At 44.8% G+C, this 26,621-nt stretch carries 20 protein-coding genes and 1 pseudogene; 6 read left to right on the top strand and 15 right to left on the bottom strand.

Features of this window, described 5'->3' with window-relative positions:
• Positions 1 to 15: 15 nt before the first annotated feature.
• Both IGK14_RS00395 and IGK14_RS00390 read right to left on the bottom strand, forming a co-directional pair.
• Entirely contained in the window at positions 16 to 2,442 is a 2,427-nt protein-coding gene (locus tag IGK14_RS00395; protein WP_010748522.1) for a flavocytochrome c, read from the bottom strand.
• Between the two features lie 18 nt (positions 2,443 to 2,460).
• On the bottom strand, positions 2,461 to 3,066 hold the full coding sequence (locus IGK14_RS00390) for an NADPH-dependent FMN reductase (RefSeq protein ID WP_005226550.1): 606 nt from the start codon (positions 3,064 to 3,066) through the stop codon (positions 2,461 to 2,463).
• 263 nt (positions 3,067 to 3,329) lie between these two features.
• On the opposite strand from IGK14_RS00390, the gene IGK14_RS00385 reads away from it, so the two are divergent.
• A complete protein-coding gene (locus IGK14_RS00385; protein ID WP_010748521.1) occupies positions 3,330 to 4,244 on the top strand; it encodes a LysR family transcriptional regulator in 915 nt (304 codons plus the stop codon).
• A 62-nt stretch (positions 4,245 to 4,306) separates the two neighbouring features.
• Here the strand turns inward: IGK14_RS00385 and IGK14_RS00380 are convergent, their stop codons facing one another.
• From IGK14_RS00380 to IGK14_RS00370, 3 genes are all read right to left on the bottom strand, one after another.
• Positions 4,307 to 5,248, bottom strand: coding sequence for an FAD:protein FMN transferase (locus tag IGK14_RS00380; RefSeq protein ID WP_010748520.1), 942 nt, complete (start codon positions 5,246 to 5,248; stop codon positions 4,307 to 4,309).
• 136 nt (positions 5,249 to 5,384) lie between these two features.
• Positions 5,385 to 6,593 carry an NAD(P)/FAD-dependent oxidoreductase gene (locus IGK14_RS00375; protein ID WP_010748519.1) on the bottom strand — a complete coding sequence of 403 codons (1,209 nt, stop codon included), beginning with the start codon at positions 6,591 to 6,593 and terminating at the stop codon, positions 5,385 to 5,387.
• Positions 6,594 to 6,624: 31 nt separating this feature from the next.
• On the bottom strand, positions 6,625 to 7,527 hold the full coding sequence (locus IGK14_RS00370; protein ID WP_005226546.1) for a prenyltransferase: 903 nt from the start codon (positions 7,525 to 7,527) through the stop codon (positions 6,625 to 6,627).
• Positions 7,528 to 7,620: 93 nt separating this feature from the next.
• Here IGK14_RS00370 and IGK14_RS00365 point away from each other — a divergent pair, with 93 nt between their 5' ends.
• Positions 7,621 to 8,601, top strand: a complete 981-nt coding sequence (locus IGK14_RS00365; RefSeq protein ID WP_005226544.1) for a polyprenyl synthetase family protein — start codon at positions 7,621 to 7,623, stop codon at positions 8,599 to 8,601.
• 55 nt (positions 8,602 to 8,656) lie between these two features.
• Here the strand turns inward: IGK14_RS00365 and cydC are convergent, their stop codons facing one another.
• The 5 genes from cydC to IGK14_RS00340 all read right to left on the bottom strand — a co-directional run bounded on the left by cydC (position 8,657) and on the right by IGK14_RS00340 (position 15,718).
• Entirely contained in the window at positions 8,657 to 10,414 is a 1,758-nt protein-coding gene (gene cydC, locus IGK14_RS00360; RefSeq protein WP_010748518.1) for a thiol reductant ABC exporter subunit CydC, read from the bottom strand.
• Positions 10,407 to 12,128 (bottom strand): thiol reductant ABC exporter subunit CydD, encoded by a 1,722-nt coding sequence (gene cydD, locus IGK14_RS00355; RefSeq protein WP_015508716.1) that lies wholly within the window; start codon positions 12,126 to 12,128, stop codon positions 10,407 to 10,409. Before cydD ends, cydC begins: the two co-directional genes overlap by 8 nt.
• Positions 12,125 to 13,144 (bottom strand): cytochrome d ubiquinol oxidase subunit II, encoded by a 1,020-nt coding sequence (gene cydB, locus IGK14_RS00350; RefSeq protein WP_005226530.1) that lies wholly within the window; start codon positions 13,142 to 13,144, stop codon positions 12,125 to 12,127. Before cydB ends, cydD begins: the two co-directional genes overlap by 4 nt.
• Positions 13,141 to 14,571 carry a cytochrome ubiquinol oxidase subunit I gene (locus tag IGK14_RS00345; protein WP_010748516.1) on the bottom strand — a complete coding sequence of 477 codons (1,431 nt, stop codon included), beginning with the start codon at positions 14,569 to 14,571 and terminating at the stop codon, positions 13,141 to 13,143. Before IGK14_RS00345 ends, cydB begins: the two co-directional genes overlap by 4 nt.
• 187 nt (positions 14,572 to 14,758) lie before the next feature.
• The gene (locus IGK14_RS00340; protein ID WP_438711423.1) at positions 14,759 to 15,718 is read right to left on the bottom strand and encodes a helix-turn-helix domain-containing protein; all 960 of its coding nucleotides are present in this window, start codon (positions 15,716 to 15,718) and stop codon (positions 14,759 to 14,761) included.
• A 95-nt stretch (positions 15,719 to 15,813) separates the two neighbouring features.
• On the opposite strand from IGK14_RS00340, the pseudogene IGK14_RS00335 reads away from it, so the two are divergent.
• From IGK14_RS00335 to IGK14_RS00325, 3 genes and pseudogenes are all read left to right on the top strand, one after another.
• Positions 15,814 to 16,755: pseudogene (locus IGK14_RS00335) on the top strand (ATP-binding cassette domain-containing protein).
• On the top strand, positions 16,752 to 17,504 hold the full coding sequence (locus IGK14_RS00330) for an ABC transporter permease (RefSeq protein ID WP_005226521.1): 753 nt from the start codon (positions 16,752 to 16,754) through the stop codon (positions 17,502 to 17,504). The pseudogene IGK14_RS00335 and the gene IGK14_RS00330 overlap by 4 nt, the downstream one beginning before the upstream one ends.
• A 60-nt stretch (positions 17,505 to 17,564) precedes the next feature.
• Positions 17,565 to 17,921: an MmcQ/YjbR family DNA-binding protein gene (locus tag IGK14_RS00325; protein WP_010748512.1), complete on the top strand. Its 357-nt coding sequence runs from the start codon at positions 17,565 to 17,567 to the stop codon at positions 17,919 to 17,921.
• Between the two features lie 108 nt (positions 17,922 to 18,029).
• On the opposite strand, the gene IGK14_RS00320 is transcribed toward IGK14_RS00325, so the two are convergent.
• From IGK14_RS00320 to IGK14_RS00305, 4 genes are all read right to left on the bottom strand, one after another.
• A complete protein-coding gene (locus tag IGK14_RS00320) occupies positions 18,030 to 19,472 on the bottom strand; it encodes a glycoside hydrolase family 1 protein (RefSeq protein ID WP_005226517.1) in 1,443 nt (480 codons plus the stop codon).
• Between the two features lie 381 nt (positions 19,473 to 19,853).
• Positions 19,854 to 21,161 (bottom strand): PTS sugar transporter subunit IIC, encoded by a 1,308-nt coding sequence (locus IGK14_RS00315; protein ID WP_438711421.1) that lies wholly within the window; start codon positions 21,159 to 21,161, stop codon positions 19,854 to 19,856.
• A gap of 326 nt (positions 21,162 to 21,487) precedes the next feature.
• The gene (locus IGK14_RS00310) at positions 21,488 to 22,801 is read right to left on the bottom strand and encodes a PTS sugar transporter subunit IIC (RefSeq protein ID WP_010748510.1); all 1,314 of its coding nucleotides are present in this window, start codon (positions 22,799 to 22,801) and stop codon (positions 21,488 to 21,490) included.
• 7 nt (positions 22,802 to 22,808) lie between these two features.
• The gene (locus IGK14_RS00305) at positions 22,809 to 24,089 is read right to left on the bottom strand and encodes an apiosidase-like domain-containing protein (protein WP_010748509.1); all 1,281 of its coding nucleotides are present in this window, start codon (positions 24,087 to 24,089) and stop codon (positions 22,809 to 22,811) included.
• A 321-nt stretch (positions 24,090 to 24,410) separates the two neighbouring features.
• Here IGK14_RS00305 and IGK14_RS00300 point away from each other — a divergent pair, with 321 nt between their 5' ends.
• Complete coding sequence (locus tag IGK14_RS00300; RefSeq protein ID WP_010748508.1) at positions 24,411 to 25,598, top strand: IS110 family transposase; 1,188 nt, start codon at positions 24,411 to 24,413, stop codon at positions 25,596 to 25,598.
• Between the two features lie 157 nt (positions 25,599 to 25,755).
• Here the strand turns inward: IGK14_RS00300 and IGK14_RS00295 are convergent, their stop codons facing one another.
• The gene (locus IGK14_RS00295; RefSeq protein ID WP_010748507.1) at positions 25,756 to 26,613 is read right to left on the bottom strand and encodes an alpha/beta hydrolase; all 858 of its coding nucleotides are present in this window, start codon (positions 26,611 to 26,613) and stop codon (positions 25,756 to 25,758) included.
• Between the last annotated feature and the right edge of the window lie 8 nt (positions 26,614 to 26,621).

The following is a 26,621-nucleotide window of genomic DNA, read 5'->3' as shown; positions in this document are numbered from 1 at the left end:
AACGCGCAAGGCTTTTTATTCGAGATGTTCTGCGACTGCTGTTTTTCCAGCAATTCGGCCAAAAGTAAAGATGTCTGTCAACGAGTTGCCGCCTAAGCGATTGCCAGCATGGATCCCCCCAGCAACTTCCCCTGCTGCATACAGCCCTTCAATGATTTGATCTTCCTTCGTCAACACATGGGTTTGCGGATCGATCTTCAATCCCCCCATCGTGTGGTGAACCGCTGGTTTTCTTGGTGTGGCATAGAAAGGCGCTTTTTCCACTTTCAAGTCGAAGACATCTTTGCCAAACTCTGGGTCCTTCCCAGCATCCACATAGCTGTTGTATTTCGCAACGGTCGCCTCTAAGACGGCTGGATCAACATTGATCTGCTCTGCCAGGCCAGCCAAGGTCTCACTGCGGAACAGCGTACCAGCAGCTACTTGCTTATCGATTTTTTCTTGGCTCGTGTTATAAGCGGTTTTCTTGATCTCTTCATCCGCGATCAAATAGAACAATCCGCCATTATCGATCGCCGCTTGGGTCAATACATCGCGACTTTCGTATTCATTGACAAAGCGTTCACCCTTTTGATTGACCATCACAAAGTTAGCAGGTGGCACTTGCAGGCCACTGAACAAAGCCCCTGTGTTTGGATCAGATACGGGCATCATTTGCGAAAAGCCCATGCCAACAAGGTCCGCGCCAGCACTTTCCCCTAGTTTGATCCCGTCACCAGTGATCGCTGGTGAATTTGACGTTTTGATATCGTCTTCGATCTCTGTCCAATAGGTATTGTATTGTTTCAACATTTTCGTATTCGCTCCGAACCCACCAGAAGCTAAAATCACTGCTTTGGCATGGATCGTGACTTTTTGACCGTTACGGCCTTCCCCGATGATTCCAGTAACCTTGCCATCTTCGATCAATAATTCTTTGACAGGCGTATCGGTTAAGATCGTTCCCCCATGTTCTTTCACGAATTGATGCAAAGCAGAGACAAAGGCATACCCTTCGTTTTTGACTGGTTTATGTCCTCGGCGCCATTTCGCTCCTACTGGCATATCGACATTGTTCATATCAAATTCAACGCCGATTTCTTCTAGCCATTTCACTGAGTCCAATGCTTGATCCGTCAAGATCTTCACTAGCTCGTATTTCCCATAGATCGGTTGACCATTCAAATCTTTGCGTTTTCCGCCTAAATAGGTTTGAATTCGATGCCACAAAGCAGAATCAAACAAGTATTCTTTTTCTGGCGTCGTTTCTGAAAGATATGCAGTGATTTGTGCCTTCAAAGCTTTGAAGTCTGGCAAGTATTCTGCATCGATCTCTTGCTCATCGATCGTCAGCACTTCTTCTAAAGCACTGCGTTCGCCAGGCAATGCGGAAAAGCCGTTTTGCCATTTTGGATCCGCGGCATTCATCGGTCCGCCAGTACGTACGGTATTGCCGCCGATCGCTGGGAATTTTTCTACTAAGATCACATCTTTATTGGCTTGCAGCACACTGGCAGCCGCACTCAGACCCGCGCCGCCGCCACCTACGACAACGACATCGGTGGTATACGTTTCATCTTCTGTTTGCAAAGCACTGGCGGCTTTTGGACGTTTGCGCAAGACATCTGGGTTCGCACCAGCCATTTTCACGGCTTTTGCTACGCCATCAACGACACCGTTACTAGTAACCGAAGCACCAGAGATCGCATCGACATTTAAGGTTTGCCCTTCAATGATCTCTTGAGGAATCCGTACGAAAACGACATCAGCGATCCCTTCGGATTCACCAGAAGTATCGATATCGATGGCTTCGATCCGTTCTTCGCTCAATTTGACGACCATTGGTAGATCCCCGTTATGTCCTGGTGCTGTGACGGTGTATTCGCCAGGCTCATAAACGACTTCTTCTGGTACGTTCAACAAATTAGCGACTTCCGTAAACCGAACGAACTTGCGGAAACAGCTATCCAAAAAATCGACCGTTCGTTGATCTTTTAAATTGCCTTGTTCATCAAAAGCTTGATGTGCACGTCCCAACAAGAACTCATTTCCTGGCATGACTGTCGCATTGACACCCGGTGCATCAAGGATTTGGCGCAAATGAAGCTGTGCTCGCGAAGAGCCTTGTACATCGTAGGATGCACCGACGATCATCACTGGTTTGCCATCAAAGGGATGGAGATTGAAGGAGAGCCATTCCAAGACGCTTTTCAATGCGGAAGGAATCGAATGGTTATGCTCTGGTGTCGCAATGATCACCCCATCGGCTGCTAAAATCTTGCTATTTAACCGTTGGATCACTTCACTATTGGTTTGATCTTGTGTTTCATTGAACATTGGGACATCCTTGATTTCCAGTAGTTCAATTTCTGCTAGGGCAGCAAATTCTCGCTGCATAAACGCCACTAATTGGCGATTGGTGGATTTTTTGGCGTTCGTTCCGATTAGGCCAACAAATTTCATGACTGGTTCCTCTCTTTCTTATGCTTGTTCCCACGAAAATTTCTTTGCTCGTTCTTTAGCCGTTGAATATTCACTGACCAGACGGTTCGTGATTTCGACAAACAAGACAAATTCATTGAAACAATCTTCTAGTTCGGCAACTTTTTCGCTATCGATCAAGTTTCCTTGTTCATCGAAGGCTTGCATGGAGTGCCCTAATAAAAATTCCGCACTCGGCATGATTCGAGCTTTTACTTCTGGTGCATCTAAGATCTGACGCAAGTGGGCTTGGGCTCTCGATGAACCTAATGCACCAAGAGAAGCACCCGTGATCATCACTGGTTTATCGATCAAAGGCCGCGTCGTATAAGAAAGCCATTCAATCATGCTTTTTAGCACCGCTGGGATCGAGTGATCGTATTCTGGTGTACTGATGATCACCCCATCGGCTGCTTCGATCTTCTCTGACAAGGCTTGAACTGCCGCTGGTGCCGTCCGATCTTCTGGTTCATTAAATGCTGGCAGATCACTGATTTCGCAAAGTTCGATCTCCGCTTGGTCACTAAAATGGCTTTGAATAAATTGCAGTAAGCGACGGTTGGTCGAACGCGTCGAGTTGGTTCCTACGATTCCAATCAATTTCATTATCATCTCTCCTAATTGTGAATAATTTAACATTTAACAATAAATAAAAAGTTTTTGACCATTGGCTTTGATTTCTTTTTTCAATCGTTTCTCAAGTTGGTTTTTAAGACCTACTGAGATGAAAGGCTTCTTCCTAAACAAAAAAATCTTCCCCAAGTACCCATTTAGTGTACGACTGAATTCTTTATTTGTGAAATATTTATTTAACTATCTATCGATAACAAATTTGTTATAATGAAAAAAATGACTAGGAGGACCACGCAATGGCACTTAAAGATTCCCATCTGATGCTGCAATACCTCGATACCTTGTTAAAGCATAGCAACTATACCAAAGCCGCCAAAGACCTCTACATCTCACAGCCTTACTTGACACAAACCGTGAAACGTGCCGAACAAGAGCTAGGGACCCCCATCATCAATCGGCAGCCGGGTCATTTTCAACTGACGGAAGCTGGTAAAATCTATTATCAATATCTGGAAACCTTGGAAACAGAGTCTGCCAAATTGAAAAGTCGACTGTCTTGGTATACCGCGACCGAGAAGCGTTCTTTGCGCTTAGGCATCTTGCCCAGCCTTGGTTCCTATCTGCTGCCACTCTTTTTGCCTGCATATTATGAACACTATCCCAACGTGCACTTTTTCTTACGGGAAGACCTGCCGAAGCACAATGAAAAACGACTGTTGAATGGGCAGCTGGACTTTTTTATCGGACAAAATCCTGAGACGATCGCACCGAATCTAACAGTCCACAGTACCAATCAAGAACGGTATCTAGCGATCATTCCGCCTTGTTCTCCCCTGTATCAACCAGAGAAGCGGTATTTAGCACCTGATTCATTGGCCGTCAAAGACTTGCTGCAAAGTCCGTTGATTTTGACCGCTAGCGGCTCGGCGATTCGGCGTCAAATCGATCAATTGCTACAAAAATACAAAGTAGAGGCGACCGTTCTCATAGAAAGCAGCAATATTTATACAGCAGCAGCATTGGCAGAAAACAACCTCGGGATTGCGATCGTACCCGAAAGCGTGCTGCAAGCAGCGACTGCGACCCCTTTTAATCTTTATCCGATGCCAGAGGAACTCTTGTCCCTCACCTATTTTATTGCCCATCAAGCCGAACGGGCATTGTCAAACAGCGAAGCCGACTTGATCGAGACCTTTTTGCAACACGTCTAGCTTTCTTTTTACAAAAAAATAAGCAGCCACCACCTATATTCCTAGGTGATCGCTGCTTGTTTTCATTCTGCTGTTGGCGTTTCGATCAAACGGGCTAATTCTTGTGGATAGATCAACTCTCCATGTTTGGTAATGACTAACCCAGTGATTCCTTCTAACGGCGCCAGCTCCTGCAAGATGGCTTGTGGCTCTTTGCCGAACAAGCGGGTCGTCCAAATCTCTCCATCAACCGATTGGTCGGAGAGAATCGTGACACTGGCAATGGCTGACTCTAACGGATAGCCCGTATCTCGATCAAAAATATGATGATAGGTCTTGCCCGCTACCTGATAGGTTCGTTCATAGATCCCTGATGTAACGACTGATTGATTACGAACCTTCAACGCTGCGACAAAATTCCCTCTTGGTAAGAAAGGGTTTTGGATCCCGATCCGCCAATAGCCATCTTGATGGCTTGGGGCATCGCCGTAAGTCACCACATTGCCTCCAAGATCGATCAAAGCGGCTGTGACACCAACCTGTTTGAAATAGGTCATCAACAAATCAGCAAAATATCCTTTTGCCACAGCCCCTAGATCAAGCTTCATGCCAGCAGCTAACCCGACGGTCTGCAGCGTTTCATCCAAAATGATCTTGGCAGGATCAGTCTTTGGCAGCAGCTCCGCGATTTTCTCAGGCGTTGGTAGATGAGCATCTTGGAACCCGATCCGCCATTCCTGCACCAAAGGACCGATGGCAATATTTAAGTAGCTATCTTTGGGTACGCTATGGGCTTTCCCTAGTGCGATCAATTCAAACAATTCCTGTGTGGCAGCGATCGCTCCTTGTCCTGCCTGCTGATTGATCTGCATCAACTCAGACGTCGGGTCATTGGCACTAAAACGCTGTTCAAAGGCCGCAGCTCTTTTGGCTGCTTCCTCTAAGATCACTTCTGGGGTTTCATGCTGCACCCAAATCGTGATCACCGTTCCCATTCCCTGTAACACTCGTTGGCCTTCTGGCATTGTCCTTGCTCCTTTGTTCTGTTCTTTTGGCTATCATAGCAGTTTCTGGGAGAAAAAAGTAGTCTGCGGGATACCCTTGCTGCTTTTTTTGAAAAAAAACTGCGAGGTCACCCTCGCAGTCTGCTGTTTCTATTGCTCAATGATAAAAGTCGAAGCGGCCTTTCGCCAATACTTCTTTGACCCCACCGGTTTGGTACAAGGAACGGTCCATAATGGCTTTTTTCACCACGGAAGCGGGATAGCCTTTGATGCCCATTTTCCCTACTAAGCCAAAGGCATGGGTATTGCCGATCGATGCCACTGAACCTAATGATTCAAAGTGGAAATCTGCTGGTTTTTCCCCGTTCATTTGACGTAAGATGTTTTTACCCGCATGCTGCCCCATCTTCAAAGCGATTTGAGCCGTTGTTGGATACGGGCGATTGGTCGCTGGGTCCATGACTGCTGAAACATCACCGACAACATAGACGTTACTATGATCAGGGTCTGTTAGGTCTTGATTGACCATCACGCGACCACGACGAGCAGAAAAGTCTGATTCAGCCATCACATGGCTGCCGCTGACGCCTGTGGTCCAAACGATGGTTTTGGCTGATAATTCTGCTGTTGCTCCTGTATCGGCATCATTTTGATAGACAACGACACCTGGTTTGATTGCTTTGATGGGTTTACCAGTCAGGAAGTTTACGCCCCATTTAACGAGATTTTTGATCCCGTAATCCGATAGTTTTTCATCAAACATCGGTAATAAACGAGTCACTGCTTCGACACAGTACAGTTTGATCTCTTCTGGTTTGACGCCTGCTGCTTTCGCAAAGGTTTTACGGTTTTCCACCAATGAACCTAGCAATTCGATTCCCGTGAAACCAGCACCGCAGACAACGATTTTTAGGTAGTCAGGATTTTGTGTTTCTTTGTATGCCTTCATTTGTTTCAACAAATGATGATAGATGTTTTCTGCGGAGTCGACATCCGCCATTTCCAACGCATGCTCCTCGACACCAGGGATCCCAAATGATTCTGATTCAAAGCCTAATGCCACGATCAAATAATCATACGTGCACGTGGATTGATCTTTAAAAACGATCACTTGCTGGTTACGATCGATCGACGCCACTTCCTTTTGAACAAAGCTCGTCTTTTGGGGACGAACGACATCATTGATGGGATAGCAAATGCGGTCTCTTGGTTGCGTACCGGCCGCAACTTCATGAAGATCGGTTGCCTCATAATGATAATCGTTTTTGTCGATCAATGTGATGTGAAACGCTTCTTTTGCTCCTTGCAATACGTGCAATGCTCGCAATCCAGCATACCCTGCTCCTAAAATGACAACTTCCTTCATGTTTCCTTACTTCCTTTCTTTGCTGTAAAAATTATAAAATCAAACCAATCGCAAAACTCAGCACTTGTACGCATGCTCCGACCGCAAGGATCCGAACGGCACAAATGAAGGTCTCTCTTTTGATTTGTTTTTGCATAAATCGTTTTGTCTGTTGCCAGACAAAGGGCGCCGCGAAAAAGGTCAGAACCAGTGACCAAGGCGCAATGTTGAGGGCAACTGAGGCAATGATCGCAACAAACGCCAAGACGTTCATCGTGATAAATAATTTCAACGCACGGGCTTTACCAAGGTAATGCACCAGCGTATAGCGCTCATTTTTTTCATCCTCTTCCAGATCACAAATGTTGTTTGCCAGCATCAAGTTGGCGATCCATAATGTGTTGGGTAATGAGATCAAGAAAATACTGCCAATCGTGGCAATGTTCCATTCAAAGGTTTGATAGGCATTAAGGTAGACACAGATCAATGAGATCATAAAGCCCATCGTAAAGCCAGAAAAGAACTCGCCTAAAGGCAAACTAGAAAGCGGCCGTGGACCAGAGGAATAAAAGATCCCGACTAGGTAACAATACAGTCCCATCCAAAAGAGCGGCCAACCAACCACCATTGCCAAGGCGATTCCCATGGCGGCGGAAACGATGATCATGGAGACCATCAACCAAAAAACCAATTTGACAGACAACTGTTCCCGACCAATGATATTGGTCTTTTCTTTGTAATCATGCCCTTCTGTGGCATGATGGTAATCGTTGTAGTTATCTAAAATATCCACCGCCATATTGAAGATCAGCATGGCAATGAAATACAATAGGACATAGCCAAGATGAATCGTTTGATAATTGTACCAGCTGTAGCAGACACCAATGAAAAATGGCAAAATACTGGCGGTTTTTGCTTTAAATTCGACAAGTTCTAAAAATACAGGTAGCGTCACAACTTCACCTCCTTTAGTGAGTGCATTAAACTAGTCAATCACGCCCCTTTACGCTAGAATAAGGGCTGAATGACTGTTAGAAAGGGTTATACTATGTTTGACTTTTGGATCGATTATCCGACGATCGAACAACGATTGAAAACCGTATGTTCCATCATTGAAGAACACGTTACTGTTCGTAACAAAGAGATACAAGATGTTTTGATCGACTTTACTTATTCAGGTGGAAAAATGCTGCGGCCAGCGCTCTTTTTTTTGTTTGCTGACTTAGGCGATCCCCATTATAAAAAAACCGACCAATTAACAAAAATTGCTGCTTCTCTAGAAATTTTACACATGGCCACTTTGATCCACGACGACATCATTGACGATTCGCCGCTGCGGCGCAGTCAAGTCACTGTTCAAGCCAAATACGGCAAGGATATCGCGGTCTACACGGGTGATCTTTTGTTCACCCAATTTTTTGAGCTTTTGATCGAAAGTATGAATGGCTCCCCGTTTTTAAAAACCAACGCACAAGCCATGAAACGACTCCTTTTAGGTGAACTTGATCAAATGCACACTCGCTACAACATCCATGAATCGATTGACGACTATCTGCAAAGCATCAACGGCAAAACCGCTGAACTGTTTTGGCTCGCTTGTCTCGAAGGCGCTCATTTTGGCGGCCTCGACACAGAAAACCAAGAGCGGGCGGGTGAGATCGGTCGCAACATCGGGATCGCCTTTCAAGTATTCGACGATATTCTCGACTACACCTCTGATAGCGGCACTTTGAAAAAACCGATTCTAGAAGATTTGGCACAAGGAGTCTATACCTTACCGCTGCTATTTGCCAAAGAACAGGCACCTGCAGCATTCGCTCCTTATTTGAATAAAAAAGCAGCACTCTCCTTGGCAGAAGCCCAAGAAGTTGCGGATCTTGTCGTCCGTTACGGCGGTGTTGAAAAAGCGCGCGCTTTCGCGGTCACCTACACGCAAAAAGCCTTAGACGACATCGATCTGCTGCCCGAAGCACCTAGCAAAGCCAAAATTCGTTCATTAACTGAACTGCTCTTGCAGCGCAATTACTGAGCCATAGAGCAATGAGAAGAAAAGCGTCCATCACTGATTGATGGACGCTCTTTTTTTATCGTCGTCCTTGGTCAATGGCCAATAAGTGTTGAAAATGTTTGTTTTCTGCTGCCAATTCGGCAGGTGTTCCGCTCATGGTCAACTGACCATCTTCAATAAAGAGCACACGGTCCATCATCGAAATTCCTTGCAAGTGGTGGGTGATCCAAATGATCGTTTTGTTCTCCAGCACTTGGAAAAAGGTTTCGAGCACGCCTTGCTCCGTGATCGGGTCTAAGCCGACGGTTGGCTCATCCAATAAGATGATCGGAGTATCTTTTAGCAAGATCCGCGCCAAGGCCAAACGATGGCGTTCTCCACCAGAAAAACGCAAGCCGGCTTCATCCACCATCGTCGCCAAGCCGTTAGGCAAAGCTGCCACCATTTCTTTCAACCCGACTTGCTCCAGTACGCGCCAGACTTCTTCTTCCGAAGCCGACTCATTGCCTAGCCGAATATTATTCAAGACGGTCGTATGGAAAAGATAGGGACTTTGATTGATGACACCGATCAAGTCACTGATCGACTCACTCAATGCCGTCACAGGCACGTCGTTTAAGGTGATCGACCCTTGCGTCGGTTGCAGATCGCCTCGCAACAAGGAGGCAAATGTACTTTTCCCAGAACCGCTGCGACCAAGGATCGCTAGTTTTTGATGCGCAGGAATCGTTAGATCCAACCCATGAAGCACTTCTTTGCCTTCAGGATACTGAAAATGCAAGTCCTTGACTGTGATCGACACGAGGCCCGTCACTTCAGGTACTGACGGTTGCTCCATGGAGACTTGGCGATTTTCTTCTGGCAATGCATTGAAGCGATCGATGGAGTCTTTGTAGCGATTGGTTTCTTGAGCAGCAGACGGTAATGGCGCAAATGCATCAACTAAAGGAAAGACACACAGGACAAAGGCAGCGATCCAGTTGGCTGCTCCTCCGTGGTTACCTGGAAAGCGAATGCTGGTCCAAAGCAGCAATGCGACAGCGATCACTCCAAAGATGCTTTGTAAAAGAAAATCACGCCGGCGATCAAAGGACAGCATCTGTTCATCCACCGCCCGCAACTGTGTTTCCAGTTCCTTATGGGCAGCCACGTACTCGCTGCCTCTTTGAGAGAAGACCCAATCAGAAACCCCTAATACATTATCCGTCAGTGTCGTATACAAGTTGTTTTTCATGTGTTTTTGCTTTTCTTGCCGCGCGCCGTTGATGATCACCGACCAAAGCGGCAAGACAAAGACAATGATTCCTAATAGCAGCAGCATCACCAAAGCAAACCACCAAGAAAAATAGCCGAGTCCAATGATCAAGAACGCATACAAGATCCAAGCGATCACGGTAGGAAAGATCGTCCGCAAATACAGGTTTTGAATATGGTTGATATCTTCTGCCAATAAGCCCAAGATATCCCCCGTGCGATGCGCTTGCTTAAAGAAGATCGCATCTTTTTCTACTACGTTGTACAATTTCAATCGCAAATTAGAGGTCATGCGCAAGACCCAGCTATGACTGGTCAACCGTTCCAAATAGCGAAAGACTGGACGGCCGATCCCAAACGCTCGGGTCAGTACGATGGGGATGTAAACCAATAGAATGTTTTCTGGGATCGATGCCGAGCGGCTGATCAGGTACCCAGAATTAAACATCAGTGCCCCACCACAGAAAAAGGTCAAGAAGCCTAGGAATAAGGCCAGCGCCAAAACGTTTTTGTATTTTGACAAGAAAGGCTTGACCCACGTATCAGTTTTCAATGAGCGCAATAAGCCGATTTTATTCAAGCTGTTCCCTCCTCATTCCATTGACTAGTTCTGTAAAAGCACCTTGCTTTTGCTGCAGTTGTGCCAAGGTTCCTTGTTCCACGATTCTTCCTTGATCCATCACGATGATTTCATCCATTTCTTCCATCCAGTGCAAGCGATGGGTTGCAAAAAAGACTAAACGGTTTTCCATCAGCGGTAGCATCCGTTCCTTTAAAGCAACTTCGGTTTCAATATCCAAATGAGCCGTTGGTTCATCAAACAAAAGAATCTTTCGTTGCTGGTCTAAAAAGGCACGGGCTAGAGCGATCCGTTGGGCTTGTCCGCCACTTAGATGCCGTTCCCCTTCTCCTAACATCGTGTCCAACCCTTGCGGCAGCTCTGCTAAAAGCTCAGTCAAGCCTGCCACTTCAATGGCTTTCAGTACGGCTTCTTTGGTAGCTGTCGGCTGATAAAACGCGACATTTTCCTGCAAGGTCAACCGATAGATATAAGGATTTTGCGGAATATAGATCAGCTGTTCTTGCCAGCTTGCTTGGCGAAAGGCCGTGGTCTTGGCCCCTCCGAGACTGATCTCGCCACTGTCTGGCACGAGAAAGCCACTCAAAGTATTGATCAAGGTAGACTTGCCAGAACCGCTCAAACCGATGATCCCGATCTTTTTGAAGCCAGTCACGTTCAAGTTGATATCCGTCAAAGCCGCTTTTTCCTCGTAGGAAAACGCCAGCTGATCGATCGTTAACTGGGCGTCTTCCTGCCAACGAGGCACCGTTACTGCCGGTACTTGGGCTTCGGGCTGATGCAAGATCTCCGTCACCGCAGTCATCGCATTTTTTCCGTCTAAGGTTGCATGGTAATCACTGGAAAAGTCGCGGATCGGCAAGAAGTATTCTGGTGCTAAAATCAAGATGGTTAACGCTGGAAACAGCAAGATTCCTTCATTGATCAGCCGCAAGCCTAGCAAGACTGCCACGACGGCAATCGATAAGGTCGTGAAAAAGTCTAAGGCGAAGGTCGATAAAATACCGACTTTTAATGAAGCCATCGTCGCTTTCCGAAACCGTTCGCTGGAAGCAAAGATACTCTTGCCATATTTTTTACTGACCCCAAACAATTTCAGCGTGTCGATCCCTCGAAGGGAGTCGATGAAATGATTGGACAGTAATTGAAACGTTCGGTATTGTTTTTCCGCTTTGCTTTGCGCGGCATAGCCCAAGATGATCATAAAAATGATGATCAAGGGGAACACCAACAGCAAGACCAAGCCCGACTCCCAATCCAGATAAAAAACGAGTGCCAAAATGACCCAAGGAATGATCGACATATTCATGATTTTGGCAAGAATCAATTTCAAGTAGTTTTCGACTTGGTTGATCCCTTCCAAGACCATCGTTGTTACATTCCCCGTCCCTTGCTGTTGTGCGATCTGAGGACCGACCCGAAACAATTTCTCCAACAACTGATCCCGCAGATCGGCGGCTTGCTGGTAACTGTAATCATCAAGTCTTTTGGAACGGAAATAGATAACGGCTTGTCGGGCGATAAACGAACAAAAGAACAGCAGAATCCAGCCCCACTGTTCCTCTAATGGTCGTCCTTCCCATAAGCCAGTGATGGCACGTGCCAATCCATACGCCTGCCCAATAATGAAGAGCGCCTGCAGGAACGAAAGTCCCGCAAGCAGCCCTAAAAGTTGTTTCATTCCTGGGAGCTTCATGATTTGTTTATCAATCATTTATACCCCTCCAACGCCTCCGTATGACTGATCCGTTTACGGAAGATATAGTAACTCCAAGCCGTATAGGCCAAGACGAAAGGCAAGATCGTCAGTGAAAGATAACTCATGATCTTCAATGTGTAGCGGCTTGAAGACGCATCAGCGATCAACAGGTCATAGCTTGAATCGATCGAACTAATCAAGACTCTTGGGAATAACCCTGTGAAGATCAATGCCACCAAAGCGATCAACGTCAAGCCGCTCGCAATGAAAGCCATCATTTCCTTGCCTTTAAAGACGCCGATATTTGCAATCAGTGTCAGTACAACGATCACGAGCAACAAACCAAGCGTTGTCGCAAAATGATTCTCGAAGAAATCCGTTTGGAAGTAAAGCATCACAGCAAAGACGACTAAGCCTGCATATAAGATGCCATAAAAAATACTTGCATAGTTGCGTGCCCGTGCCCGAATCGGACCTTCCGTTTTCAAAGCGATATAGTTTAATCCGTGCAAGTAGCACAACAAGGTCAACGCGATCCCGCCAACGATTGAAAAGGGATTGACGTAATCCGTAAAGGTTGCCGTCATGTTGCCATCTTCACCCAAAGGCATTCCTTGGATCATGCTGACAAACATCAGACCGAAGAAAAACGGTACGATCGTACTGCCGATCGTCAACGTCCAGTTCCAAATGTTTTTGTGTTCTTTCGGGAAGTTTGCTCGAAACTCAAAGGAAACACCGCGAATGATCAACCCGACTAAGATCAATAACAAAATCAAATAAAAACCGCTGAACAAAGAAGCATACCAGTATGGAAACGAGGCGAACATTGCTCCGCCAGCGGTCAATAGCCACACTTCATTGCCATCCCAGACAGGCCCGATCGTTTTAACGATCTGGTCTTTTTCCTCTTCATTGTGGGCCAATGTCTGCACAGACATCCCCACACCAAAGTCAAACCCTTCTAAGAAGAAGAAGCCAGAAAATAAAAGCCCAATCAACGTGAACCATAGTAATTGCAGACCGGTCATCCTTCAAACGCCTCCTTATCAAATGGGTCTTCGTACCCTTCTTGGTTGTCTCCTTGGCTGATTTCGCCGAAGGCTTCTTTTTCAGGTCCATGATCCATTTCCCGTTTCACCAGATAGACCATCGTTCCGCCTAAGCCAGAGAACAAGAGGAAGTAAACGATGTTTGAGATCAAGAGTGAGGTCACGGAAACGTTTGGTGACACACTATCTTCGATCGTAAACAAGCCGTAAACCGTCCATGGGTAACGTCCTAACTCCGTGATCAGCCAACCAGCTGTATTGGCAATAAATGGGGTGAACAAAGTGATCGCCACTACCCAAAGCAGCCAGCGTTTTTCAAAGAGCCACGGTTTCTTCTTACGCGTAAAATACAACCCCAGACCAGAAACCAACAACATCAACGCACCAAAACCAGCCATGATCCGGAAGCTCCAAAAGAGTGTGTTGACCGGCGGGTAGTAATTACGGTCGCCGTAGGTTTCAATCAATTGCTGATTGACCGTATCCATCCCATCGATGGAGCCGAAGGGTTCATTGAAGGCTAAGATACTCAACATATATGGAATCGAAATACCGAAGACTTGGTGATGTTCCGCTTCATTCGCCCAAGCAACGACAGTCCAAGCCGCAGGACTCCCGGTATCTTCATAAGTTCCTTCCATTGCGGCAAATTTCATTGGTTGTTCTTCAACCAAGTATTTCATTTGTTCATCCCCAGCTAGCAAGACGGTGAATGAACCGAACAATGCCACCGCAAAACCGATCCGCATTGATTTTTTGAAGAAATCACGTTCAATGTCTTTGTCTTTCTTCAATAGACGAAAGGCAGATAAACCAGCAACAATGATCCCACCCATCGTGATGGCAGCGGTGATCACGTGTAAAAACTCATACCACACCTGTGGATTTGCCAATAATGCACCGAAGTCAGTCATTTCTGCCCGGCCATTGTTCAAGGTATACCCCACTGGATGCTGCATAAAACTATTGGCAGCTAAGATCCAAAACGCCGATAGCATCGAACCCAGCGTCACCAACCAGAAAAAGGTGGCGTGCAGCTTGGGACTGACCCGATCCCATGTAAAGATCCACAGTCCTAAGAACGTCGATTCTAAGAAGAACGCCAACAAAGCTTCTAAAGCCAAGGGCGCACCAAAAATATCCCCGACAAAACGAGAATAGTCTGACCAGTTCATCCCAAATTGAAATTCTTGAATGATCCCTGTCACGACCCCGACAGCAAAACTCAATAGAAAAATATTTCCCCAAAACTTCGTCATCCGGCGATATTTTTCATCTTTTTTGATCACATAAAGTGTCTCCATAATTGCAACGACGACACCAGTTCCGATCGAAAACGGTACAAAGAAAAAGTGAAAAATCGTCGTCATCGCAAACTGGATTCGCGCTAGTGTCACAATATCCATCCTACATCCTCCTATTTCATAAAAAGTACATTAAAATAATTCTAAATAAAGAAAAATTCCAACTTCGAATATACTCCTCTAATCAGTAAAAAAGAAGCAAATTGCTTGCATTTACTGATTTTTAATCACTTCCTCTCCGATTCTTAAACATAAGGCGCTTTCATCGGCGGAATACAGCTTATTCTAGCTAGTCCCAGCCAAAACGGGTTCCTTCAGAAAGCAATGGATCACTCAATAAAATCCCTGGAAACTCTTCTTTCAATACAGATGTGCTTAATAATTGATACATAGCAAACGTGTTCTTCATCCCTAATCTTTCCAGCTGATCTAACGTTTGCTGCATCAAGTCCGCTGCTTGTGCCTTATTTTGTTTTAATAGATGCGTCCAGCCTTCAAAAAACGGCATAAAGATCGCTTGTTCAATGTGCTCTTTTTCATAAACATGATCTCGCCATAAATGAAAGGTCTTTTCCGCATAATTCGCCTCGTCGAAAACAGCAAAGACAGAAAATACCGTCTCAAACGTGTTGTACAAAATATCTTCATTGCCAGGAATTTTTGCAAAGCGCTGACTCTTTTTGATGGCGATCGTCAAGCAGCGCCAAAGCAAAGCCGGCTCCATCGAAATTGCTACGCGGGCAAACAGCCGCAGCTCATAAACACCCCATGTATCGGTATTCAGCAAGTAATGCTTGGCAGAGTCCAAACAGTAATTGTGTTTCAGGTAAGCCTCCTCGATGGGCACCCCTTTAAAAAGCTCCTCTTTCATCAAGTAGTCAAAACGGATCAGTTGTAAGAAGTGGTCCAGCTCCAAGGAGTAATGCTGTTGAAAGTACGTGGTCAGCTTTTGATATTTCTTTTTTAATTTAGGTACTTCATCAATGGATTCGATCCCCATCAAACGGACATAGTCGACCATTAGCTTTTGAGCCTCCGAATGATGCTCCCCCGTATGCAGCAGCTGAAATTCGGCAAAACTCACTTCCAATTTATCTAGCAAGCGATAAAATCGTTCGCAGGAAATCGTCGTTTTGCCATTTTCAAATTGCGATAACAAAGACATCGACAATTGTTCATCCACTAATTCCTTCAACAGCAAGCCTTTACTTTTGCGAAGCTCTTTCACTGTCGCACCATAATTGTTCATTTTTTCACCTTCTTTTTCAATATATTGAAATAAGCAGTTGTTTTTCCCGAAGAGCCTTTATAGTTGAATTATCTTATAGAAACGAGGGAAAAGCTATGGATACCCATATAAAAAAGAAAATGCTTCACGTGAAACATTTACAAAAAAGCTTCAAAGACAAAACCGTTTTGAAAGAGGTCACTTTTGACGTCACTCCTGGCGAAGTATTTGTCTTACTAGGATCAAACGGCGCTGGAAAAACCACTTTAGTCAAAATTTTGTCCACTATCCTACCTTTTGACCAAGGAACCGCGCGGATCGATGGGATCGACTTGACCAAAGATCCAGCAGCGATTCGCGAAAAAATCAGTCTGACAGGGCAATTTTCCGCCGTCGATCAAGAACTGACCGGACGAGAAAACTTGCTGATGATTGCTGCCTTGCGCCATGTCAAAAACAAACAGTTTATCGTCCAACATTTGTTAGAGCGTTTTGATTTGGTGGATGCCAGCAACCGACTAGTCAAAAATTATTCTGGTGGCATGCGACGACGCTTAGACATCGCCATGAGTTTTATCGGCGAACCTGACCTGCTCTTTTTGGATGAACCAACGACCGGGTTAGACCCGCAAAACCGCTTAGCCACATGGCACATGATCAAAGAGATCGCCGCTCAAGGACGAACGATTTTCCTGACGACCCAATACCTCGAATAAGCTGAATTTTTAGCAGATCAAGTCGCCATCTTGCATGAAGGGAAAATCATCTTGCAAGGAACACCAACGGAAGTCAAAGCACTGCATCCTTCACAAACGATGGAAATCAGCGTATTGACGAAAGAACACTTGCAGACCGTGCGACAGCATCTGTCTGACTTTCCGCTGCAAGTCAATGAGTCCAGTCTCTCTCTGGCATTTCCCGTCAGTCAAGACTTCCAGCATTCCTTCACGCTGTTACAGGAACTCAATCAACTACCGATCACTATCACCAGTTTTAATCAAAAGAATGCTTCGTTAGAAGATATTTTTCTAACACTTGTCCAAGGAGGAAACCAATGAAAGCAATTATAGAAACCAACACCTTATTCAAACGCAACCTCTTGCTATCGATTCGCAGTATGGAGACTTTGCTAAGTGGGATTTTGACCCCAGCGATTTTAATGATCCTCTTCGTCTATGTTTTTGGGGGAGCCATGAACGTCGGCGATACCTCTTATGTCGATTTTGTCGTTCCTGGTGTTCTCGTCCAATGTATCGCCCAAAGCGCCTCCTCCGTTGGGGTAACGGTGACGGAAGATTTGAAATCCGGCATGGTGGAACGGCTGATGACCTTGAACATCTCTAACTCAGCCTTTTTAAACGGGCATGTCTTTGCCGCGACCCTTCGGAGCTTGATCAGCACCTTGGTCGTGTTGATCGTCGCCATGGTCATCGGTTTTCGCCCTCAAGCCACAGTTGCTGGCTGGGGACTCGCCTTCCTATTGATCTTTTGCTTCACCTTCGCTTTTACTTGGGTCTCCGTTCTGGTTGGTCTCATCGCCAAAAGCCCCGAGACAGCGACCTTGTTTACTGTCTTGATCACCCTTTTGCCCTACTTAAGCTCTGGTTTCGTCCCTACGGAAACCATGCCGCGTCCGTTAGCCGTTTTTGCTGAATACCAACCAATGTCGCCGATCATCCATTCTTTGCGCGGGCTTTTGTTAAACTTAAAAGATACCACCTTGATCAGTGCCTTTAGCTGGTGCGGCGGTATCGTAGTGGTGAGCTGGTTCTTGGCACGAATGCTTTATCAGAAACGGTTACGCTAGGTAAAAGGAATCAGTGGTATAATATAAGTAGTTTTCTATTATAAAAAGGCAGGGATACCCATGGATCTTAAAAACCGGCTGATCGCCTTCGCTCAGACCTTCAATGATGTTCAGATCGACCATCCATTTGCAAAGTTTCCCGAGTACCAAGTCTTGCGGCATCGTAAAAGCGGCAAATGGTTTGGCTTGCTGATGACTGTAGAAAAGCAAAAATTAGGCTTGGAAGGAACGGAAATGATCGAAATTTTAGATGTCAAAGCAGCGCCCGAAATGGTTTCGATCATCAATCAAAGCCGCGGCTATTTACCCGCTTATCACATGAATAAAAACCATTGGCTCACCGCATTATTAGATGGCTCTGTATCAGAAAAACAACTCCAATCTTTGTTACGAGACAGCTATGAACGTACCCGTTAAAACCAAATATCAAAAAAAAACCGATCAACGATGCGCCTGTATAGGAGCACCGTTGATCGGTTTTCTTTTATAACGGATCCTGTGTCATCCGTGAGTCTAACGAAACACTTAGGCCAACTCTTCTCCGTTTGTTGCAATGACTTGTTTGTACCAATCGAAGGATTTTTTCTTGGAACGATCCATCGTGCCGTTGCCTTCGTCATCAAAGTCAACATAAATAAAGCCATAGCGTTTGCTCATTTCGCCTGTTGAAGCACTGACAAGGTCGATACAGCCCCATGGCGTGTAACCGATCAAGTCTACGCCATCAGCGATCGCTTCCCCCATTGCTTCAATGTGGCGGCGCAAGTAATCGATACGATAGTCATCTTCGATCTTACCTTCTTCGTTAAAGGTATCAATGGCTCCTAAGCCGTTTTCCACGATAAACAATGGTTTTTGATAACGATCATACAATTCATTCAACGCGATGCGCAGCCCTTCTGGATCGATTTGCCAGCCCCATTCACTTGCTTCTAAGAATGGATTGCGGACGCCGCCTAACAAGTTTCCTTGCACTTCATCGGCTTCTTCTGTGGTGATATCCACGGCAGAAGACATGTAGTAGCTGAAGCCAACATAGTCAACAGTATGTTCAGCAATCAAGGCTAAGTCTTCTTCGGTAATCTCAAGATCCTCTTTATTGACGCCGTGTTCTTTGTACAAACGATCCGTAAAGGATGGGTATTTTCCACGTACCTGCACGTCGGCACAGTAGTAGTTGAAGGCTTGATTATGGATCATCGTCGCCACTTGGTTGACTGGGTTCGCATCAATGCTGTAAGTCGTTGCATAAATGATCATACAACCGATCTGTAACTCTGGGTTTAATTCATGGCCGATTTTGACTGCTTTACTGCTGGCAACAAATTGGTTGTGCCACGCTTGGATCACGTTTGTAAAGTCGCTGGCACCCGTGCTGTTGACCATTCCTTGACTCAATGCGGAGAAATGGAAAGCAGAGTTGATCTCATTGAAGGTCATCCAGTATTTGACTTTGCTGTGGAACCGTTCCAAGACAACTTTTGCAAAACGTTCATAGAAATCGATCAATGCTCGGTTTTTCCAGCCACCGTATTCTTTGGCTAAATGCAAAGGCATTTCATAGTGAGAGATCGTAACCACTGGCTCGATCCCGTATTTCAAACATTCATCGATCAGCGCATCGTAAAATGCTAGCCCAGCTTCGTTTGGTGTCGTTTCATCGCCTTTTGGAAAAATACGTGTCCATGCGATGGAAAAACGATAGCTCTTGAAGCCCATTTCTGCAAACAACGCAATGTCTTCTTTGAAACGGTCATAATGGTCGATCCCGCGATGATTTGGGTAGGTGTATTTGTCCTCATCGATCGTCCAATCAAACGTATCACTGCCTAAAATCGCTAAACGCTGTTTGCCGCCAGGCATTGCATCCGCCACTGACAAGCCTTTGCCATCGCGATCGAACGCCCCTTCTAATTGATTCGCTGCGGTCGCGCCGCCCCATAAGAAATTTTCTGGAAATTTTGCCATTTGCTCGTTCTCCTTTTGTTTTCTTTTGATAAACCTACCTAGCTGATTACTGAAAAATCCCCGATAAAAAACAAAAGACCTAAATAAGAGCCGCTGCTAAAACGAGAAGAGCGCTTTCTTATTTAGGTCTTGCCTGATCGAGTCAGTAACAATCCACGTGGGTTTTCTTTCTTTAACTATAGCACTAACTCGTTGGCTTGTCATCATAAAATCGGTTTCTTTTAACCAGCGATCTTTTGAAAAAAGGGGAAATTTAACCAGTAAACCCTGTCAAATTAGCTTCTTTTAAAGAGTTTTTTATGAGTAGCCATTAAACAATTTCCTAACAATTACTGTTGACCCTTTCTATACGTTTAAGCAACTCCCTTTGATCTTCAACCATCAAGAAATCACTCGATCCATGCTTTGTTCTGCTGCTTTTTCTTGCGTTTCTTGCGCCAATTCTTGTTCGGCATTTTTCTTATCCAAAATGCGGACAAATGGGTAATAGATCAAGGCACACAAAGGAATCATCAGTAATTGAGCCGCCGCAAGTTTCCAACTTCCTTGTAAAACTCCCGAAAGAACAACTGGAGCTCCAAAAGGCACTTGCATCCCGATAGGAATTGGTAAAATATTCGTGATGGTTAAGATATAGCCTAAAATAACACACACAACTGGGCTTAAAATGTAGGGGATCGCCAGAATCGGGTTCATCACGATAGGCAATCCGAAAATTAGTGGCTCATGAATCCCAAAAACTGCCCCTGGCGCTCCCAATTTACCAATCGTTTTAAATTGTTTGCTTTTTGATAAAAACAACAGGACAACAATTAAACCAAGCATCGCTGAAAAGTTGGCATAGATGCTCCAAAATGCACCAGTTACTATATTGGGCATAGGCTCTCCCGCTTCATAAGCAGCTAAATTTTCTAGACTAAGTACCGTCATTATTGGCTGAATAATACCAAAAACGACTGCTGCGCCATGAATGCCAAACACCCAAAGTAGTTGCATCAGCAATAATGCAATACAAAGAGACCAGATCGAACCTCCGAGACTTTGCAGTGGAATTTGTAGAATCGTGTATACAAATTGATGGAAACTACCGAATTCCGTCATCTTCCACAAACCGGCTGTTATCGTAAATAAGACTGCTACTAACACTGCTGGAACCAGTCCCGAAAATGTTTTGGCAATTGTTGGTGGTACACCCTCCGGCATCGTGATAACCAAGTTTTTATCGACAAAAAACACATACAAACGGGCAGTTAAGACACCCACGATCATCGCCGCAAACAACCCTCTAGCCCCCAGCCAGTCAAAGGTCAAGGCATTGATTACAAGCTCTCCATCTTCAAAAACACTGATTGGTGTTAAGACTAAAAAGGAGAACAAGGAAACAAAACCAGGGATCAAGCCTTCTTTTCCATACAAGCCTGCCAATTTGTAAGCGATGGAAAAAGCGGCATAAATAGCCAATGCATTTGTCGTAAATTGAGCCGGTAAGGCGATAATATCGCGAAACGGGGCAATCATTGATTGATAAACCCCGATTTGCATAGAAGACAACAGTGTACTGAATGCGCCGATGATCATGATTGGCAGTAGGGTCATCAATCCAATTGAGATTGCTTGCATATACTTATTTTGCTGAATCTTACTTTCGTAGTACTGGCCTTTTTCGGTGAACTTCTCTGCGAAAGTCATATAATACACTCCTTTTTGATCTGTGTCCGAGAAACAAAACGTCTTGATAGCAATTGTGGGGGAGCAGCTGGTATCTTTTTTAAAAAGACCCACACTGAGTAAAATCAAAAATCAGAAAATCTATTTGTGTCACATTTGCATTAGGATCATCGGCGTTTCCCCGAACCATTCGATTACTAAGTAGATCAATCAGAGCCTATCTGCTTTCGGGAATGGCCGATCATTGACTGGATTCACCGTCTTAAGAAATCAAGTGTGCAAAAATTCACCTTGTCCCTTGTTGAAGAAGAACAAGGTCCTGCCTTTTACGCATTGTTCCCCTGAAGTCAGACGGTTTCTCCAGCTGGATCGATACTTTCAGTTTGAACCTCTGCTTGCGCTGCTTCTGCTTCTGTTTTTAATTTTCCTTTATCTAATATTTTGACAAAAGGAATGTACAGCAAGCAGCCTGCCAAAACGCAAACGACTTGTAGAACTGCGACCTGCCAGCCTCCAGCTAGAAACCCATTTAGAAAAATCGGTGTGTCAAAGGGAACTTGTACGCCACTAAGTCGTGGGACGATCCCACTCCAGATCGCTAGGTACGCCACAAGCACTTGAACCAATGGTGTTAATATGAACGGAATCGCCATGATTGGATTCAAAATCAGCGGTAAGCCAAAAATCACCGGCTCATTAATGGTGAACAATCCAGGAACGGCACTCAGGTTAGCGACTGTCCGTGATTGTTTTGATTTCGCCAACAGCAAAATAACGATAATCAATGACAATGTTCCCCCAGCCCCACCAATACCAGCAAACAAATCATAAAACGACTTACTCAAAATATTCGGCAACTCGGAACGAGCAACGCCGCTAGCCAAAGCATCCATATTTTCCACATCCATTGGTAAGTACAAAGCGGTGACAAAGCTACCCACCACCAACGAACCATGGATACCGAAGAACCATAGCACCATTTGGATCAGTACAATAAATAACAACGAACCTACACTAGAAGACAAGCTTTGCAGCGGCATTGCCAAGATTTGATAGATGAAATCTGAGAATGAGCCATAAGAAGTAAAACTGAATGCCCAGCTAATGACGATCGCGGTAAACCCAGAAATAATTGCTGGAATCAAACCGGCGAAGGTATCCGTCACAAATTGCGGCACGCCTGCTGGCATTTTGATGGCGATATTTTTTTCTAAAATAAAGCAGTACAAACGAGCAAAGACTAAGCCACAGATCATAGCGGTAAACAAGCCTTGAGCACCGAGTTTGCTCATGTCGAGGGTCGTTGTTTCCTCTAAGGTAACCATTGGCGTCATCATCAAAAAGGCAAACAGTGAAACGATGCCGGCAGGAACCGCCGATTGCTTAAATTCTGTCGCTAAACGGTGACCGACCAGAAAGGAAGCGTACACTGAGATAACCCCGACGGTCATACTGTAACCGACGGAAAAATAGCCGCCAATATTGATCGAATTGATAAAGTCTGTCCATCCTTGAATCGGCAAAACTGCTAACAATAAGGCGATCGAACCAATAATGTTGATCGGCAGCGTCGCCATCAACCCGTTTGAAATTGCCTTTAAATACCGATTGTTGGAGATTTTATCTGCAAATACTAACACCTTATCCATATACTTATCCATTTTCTTTTCACTCCTTTATTTGGATGACAAACAATACATCTTCATGACAATTGTGGGGATGGAAAACAGTGATACCATCGGTAACTGTCAGTTTTGGTTTCAAGAAACGATTGGTATTCAAATCGATCAATGTGACGGTCGCTGTAGAAAGATCTCCTTGCAGACGAACTGTTGTATTGCTTGGCAAGTAAAGCAACGCATCCTTCGATCCTGCGATGGCTGCCATACGAATCTGTTCATCTGCATCGATCAAGCGCTCTTGGCAAGGCACAAGCTCCTGAATATTTAATAATTCGAATAATTGCTTGATAAAGCCATAGTCATCTGCCCCAGGAAAAGATAAAGCTTCTGGCCAAATCATCGGACGATCAAACGCTTCCCCGATTTCTTCCGCAAAAGTCGCCGTCGGGGTTTGCCAACTCCAGATGCCGTGGGCACCGTACGTGATCCCAGCCGCGCCGCCGGCTAACAGTGATTGCCATGCCGCTTTGCGGACATCCTTTTGACCAAATCGGCCGTATACGTGACGGGCATAGCCCATTTGTTCATAGCAAGGTTCTGAGTTGATGATCGGCAGCTGCGGTTGTCTTTGATAAAAACGCTCTGCCAAATAATAAGGCATATTCAAAAAGGCGCTGTTATGACCTGATTGGTATAAAAATAAGTCCAAATGTTCGACGATCGTTGCGGGAATCTCTTCAAAACGTCCCTTTATATGAATCGTTTTCAGAGTATTGGGCGAATGCTTTTCAAAGAAAGCAAAGGCTTCTAGATACGTATCGATGGTTGGCTGTGTTGGGAAATCCGTATCGCCACCAATAAAGTAGATCGGATGGAAGGCATCAAAAGTCGCAATCACTTTTTGATAGTAGGCCTGGCGGCAATCCTCCGGCAACACGTTGCGTTCTTTGTCCAACTGGCTAGCCCACGTTCCTGCGACATAGTTTGACCACAAGACGACCAACGCTAAAGTAAAGCCTTTCTCGTCGGCAATTTTACAAAGACGCTGAGCCCGTTCGAAATAGGCATCCTCCCAAACAGTAAAATCAAAGACGCCCGCATCAAGAGGAAACGGCAAGCAGTCAAATTGACCACGGCTGCGATCCCATTGCGGTAACACATTGATTTGAAGGGTATTGAAGCCCTGCTCTTTGCGTTTGTCTAAGTAAGTGATCCAGTCATTTTCTTGAATACTAGTAAAGGCACTCCAACAAGTGTCAGCTAAATAAAAGAAATGCTGTCCGTCTCGCAATAAGGTGCGTTTGTTTTGGCTTACGGTGATTTTCACAGTGGTGCTCTCCTTGTATATTAGAGTTAGGGTTTTAACCTTCCGGTTTTGATTGGATAACCCTATGAACCATCGTTATTTTAATTTGGTATTAACTCATTCATTTTGAGATAATATATTTATTGGATTGAGAGGCTATGCCGTTGCCTCCTTGAGTTTTGAAGCTCGTAATCGAAAGACTGGCACCTCTCTCTGATAAGTGGATTACGTATGAGTTAGATGTTGAAAGTTTTTGCTTTACTCCGTATCTCGTACAAGGTAGTGACGCTTTTCAGTTGAGCGGGTTTCAATCCAAAATATTTTTTTAGAAAGGTCAAATGTATGTACTTCTTAGGAATTGATATCGGCAAGCGAACTCACGTGGCTTCTTTAATGAGTGAAGAAGGTAAAGTGATCCTAAAAGGTTTTTCTTTCCCTAACACTACTGAAGGAGCTGATTCCCTGATTGAGCGGCTTTCAAAATATTCAGAGACTCCCGCTGACTTTATTGTCGGAATGGAAGCTACGGGTCATTATTGGCTCTCCATCTTTTCATACCTCCACGAATCAGACTTTTTGATTCACGTTGTGAATCCTCTTCAAACCGATGGCTGGCGCAAAGGAACAGAAATCAGAAAACGAAAAAATGATATTATTGATTCTGTTTTGATTGCTGACTTGATGCGTTATGGTTCCTTTGTAGAAACAGTATTGTCTGATGAAAATGTTTTTTCGTTAAAACAACTTTCACGTTACCGAACCTATTTAGTAGGTACCGCAAGCGACTTCAAACGAAAAATCATAGCTGTACTAGATCAAGTGTTTCCTGAATATGCATCAATTTTTTCTAAACAAGGTATTTTCGGAAAAGCGTCTAAAGAGTTATTGCTTGAGTTTAGTTCTCCTATAGAGCTAGAAGAAATTTCGGCAGAAACGTTGGCTCAATACTTAGCTGAGTTAAGCAGGAACCGAATAAAGCCAGAGAAAGCAGATCAATTGAAGCAAGCAGCTTCTAACTCCTTTGGAGTGAAATTTGCTCAAGAAGCTTTTACATTTCAATTACGCTCCATGATTGAACAATTGAAATTCATCGAAAGCCAAGTAAAAGAAACTGAAAAAGAAATTAAGCGCATAATGAGTAATTTAGACTCTGTTATTCTCACAATCCCTGGAATCGGCCCTATAAATGGCGCGACAATTCTTGGTGAAATTGGAGACATTCGCAAATTTTCTAATCCGAAAAAACTGGTTGCTTATGCTGGCATAGACGCGTCTGTGTCCCAATCTGGGCAATACGAAGCAACACATAATGTTATGAGCAAGCGTGGATCTCCATACTTACGAAAAGCCTTGTTTTCAGCTGCTCTAGTTGCTTCTCAATGTGATCCTGTTTTTCGCGCGTTTTATCAGAAAAAAATTTCTGAGGGAAAGCATCATCTGACGGCCTTAGGTGCTGTTTCTCGTAAGCTTTGTTATGTGATTCATGCTATTTTAACTAAAAATGAACCTTATAAGATTGTTTCCGATTAGCTATTGAACAATCAAAAAAATCTAATAGTGAAAGGTCTATTTGTTGTACTCATTTTTTGGACTTAACTGTTATAAAATATTTTTTTGATTTAGCTAATTTTCACTTGACTCTATATAGTTAGTCTTTCATCGGCACAAGTTGTGCACCGACGGTTTTTTAATCAATATAACTACTGAGCCAGCCTTCGCACAGCTCAAACCATTTAGCGACATGGGCATTGTGGTGACTTGGCTTGCGTGCCGTTGTTCGATCCGCTAATGCCAGTCCGTGTTCGCCTTTTTCAAAAATATGCAGTTCGAATGGAATCTCGGCTTCTCTTAATTTGACCGCCAGCTTCAACGAGTGCGCCACATCGACTAAGACGTCTTCCGTCGTATGCCAGAGAAACATCGGAGGTGTCCACTGATCGACATGATGCAAAATGTTCATGGATTGAATGGCTTCTTCCGTCGGTTGTTTACTCCCAAAAAAGCGTTCGTTGGCAGTTAAAGGTTTTTCGATCAGACTAGCAGCAAAGCCTAGCTCATCGATTGGGAAGGCATGCTCTTGATAAACCAATGGGTAGCCGGCGATCGCCAAATTCACTTTCAGTAAGTCACTGCTAACGCCCAACGCTTCTGCCAGCTCAGCATCGTGCCAGCGCGTCGCTAACTGCAACGCTAGATGTCCGCCTGCTGAAAAACCGCAAACGATGATTTGCTCCTCATCCACCAACCATTCTTGAGCATGCGCACGAATGGTTTTGACGGTTTGGGCGGCTTCCATCAAGGCATTGTGGGGAACGTTTTTCACTTGGTCACCGGTGGTGTACCATAAAACAACACTATTTAGCCCGATACTATTGAATTTCAAGGCAATGACTTCCGCTTCTCGATCACTGGTAAATGCGTAGCCGCCGCCTGGACAGACGATCACTAGCGGTCGTTTCTTGCCGACATTGTACTCTTTGGATTGGTGCAATAAATAGGTATCCACGTAAGCCGTTTGATTCAATTGGATTCGTTGGGTCTCCATATAGTTCC

The organism is Enterococcus sp. DIV0970a, from assembly GCF_051711265.1.
Taxonomy (GTDB): Bacteria; Bacillota; Bacilli; order Lactobacillales; family Enterococcaceae; genus Enterococcus_D; species Enterococcus_D casseliflavus.
Note: the sequence above shows the minus strand (reverse complement) of the source record. Positions and strands in the feature narration are given on the sequence as shown.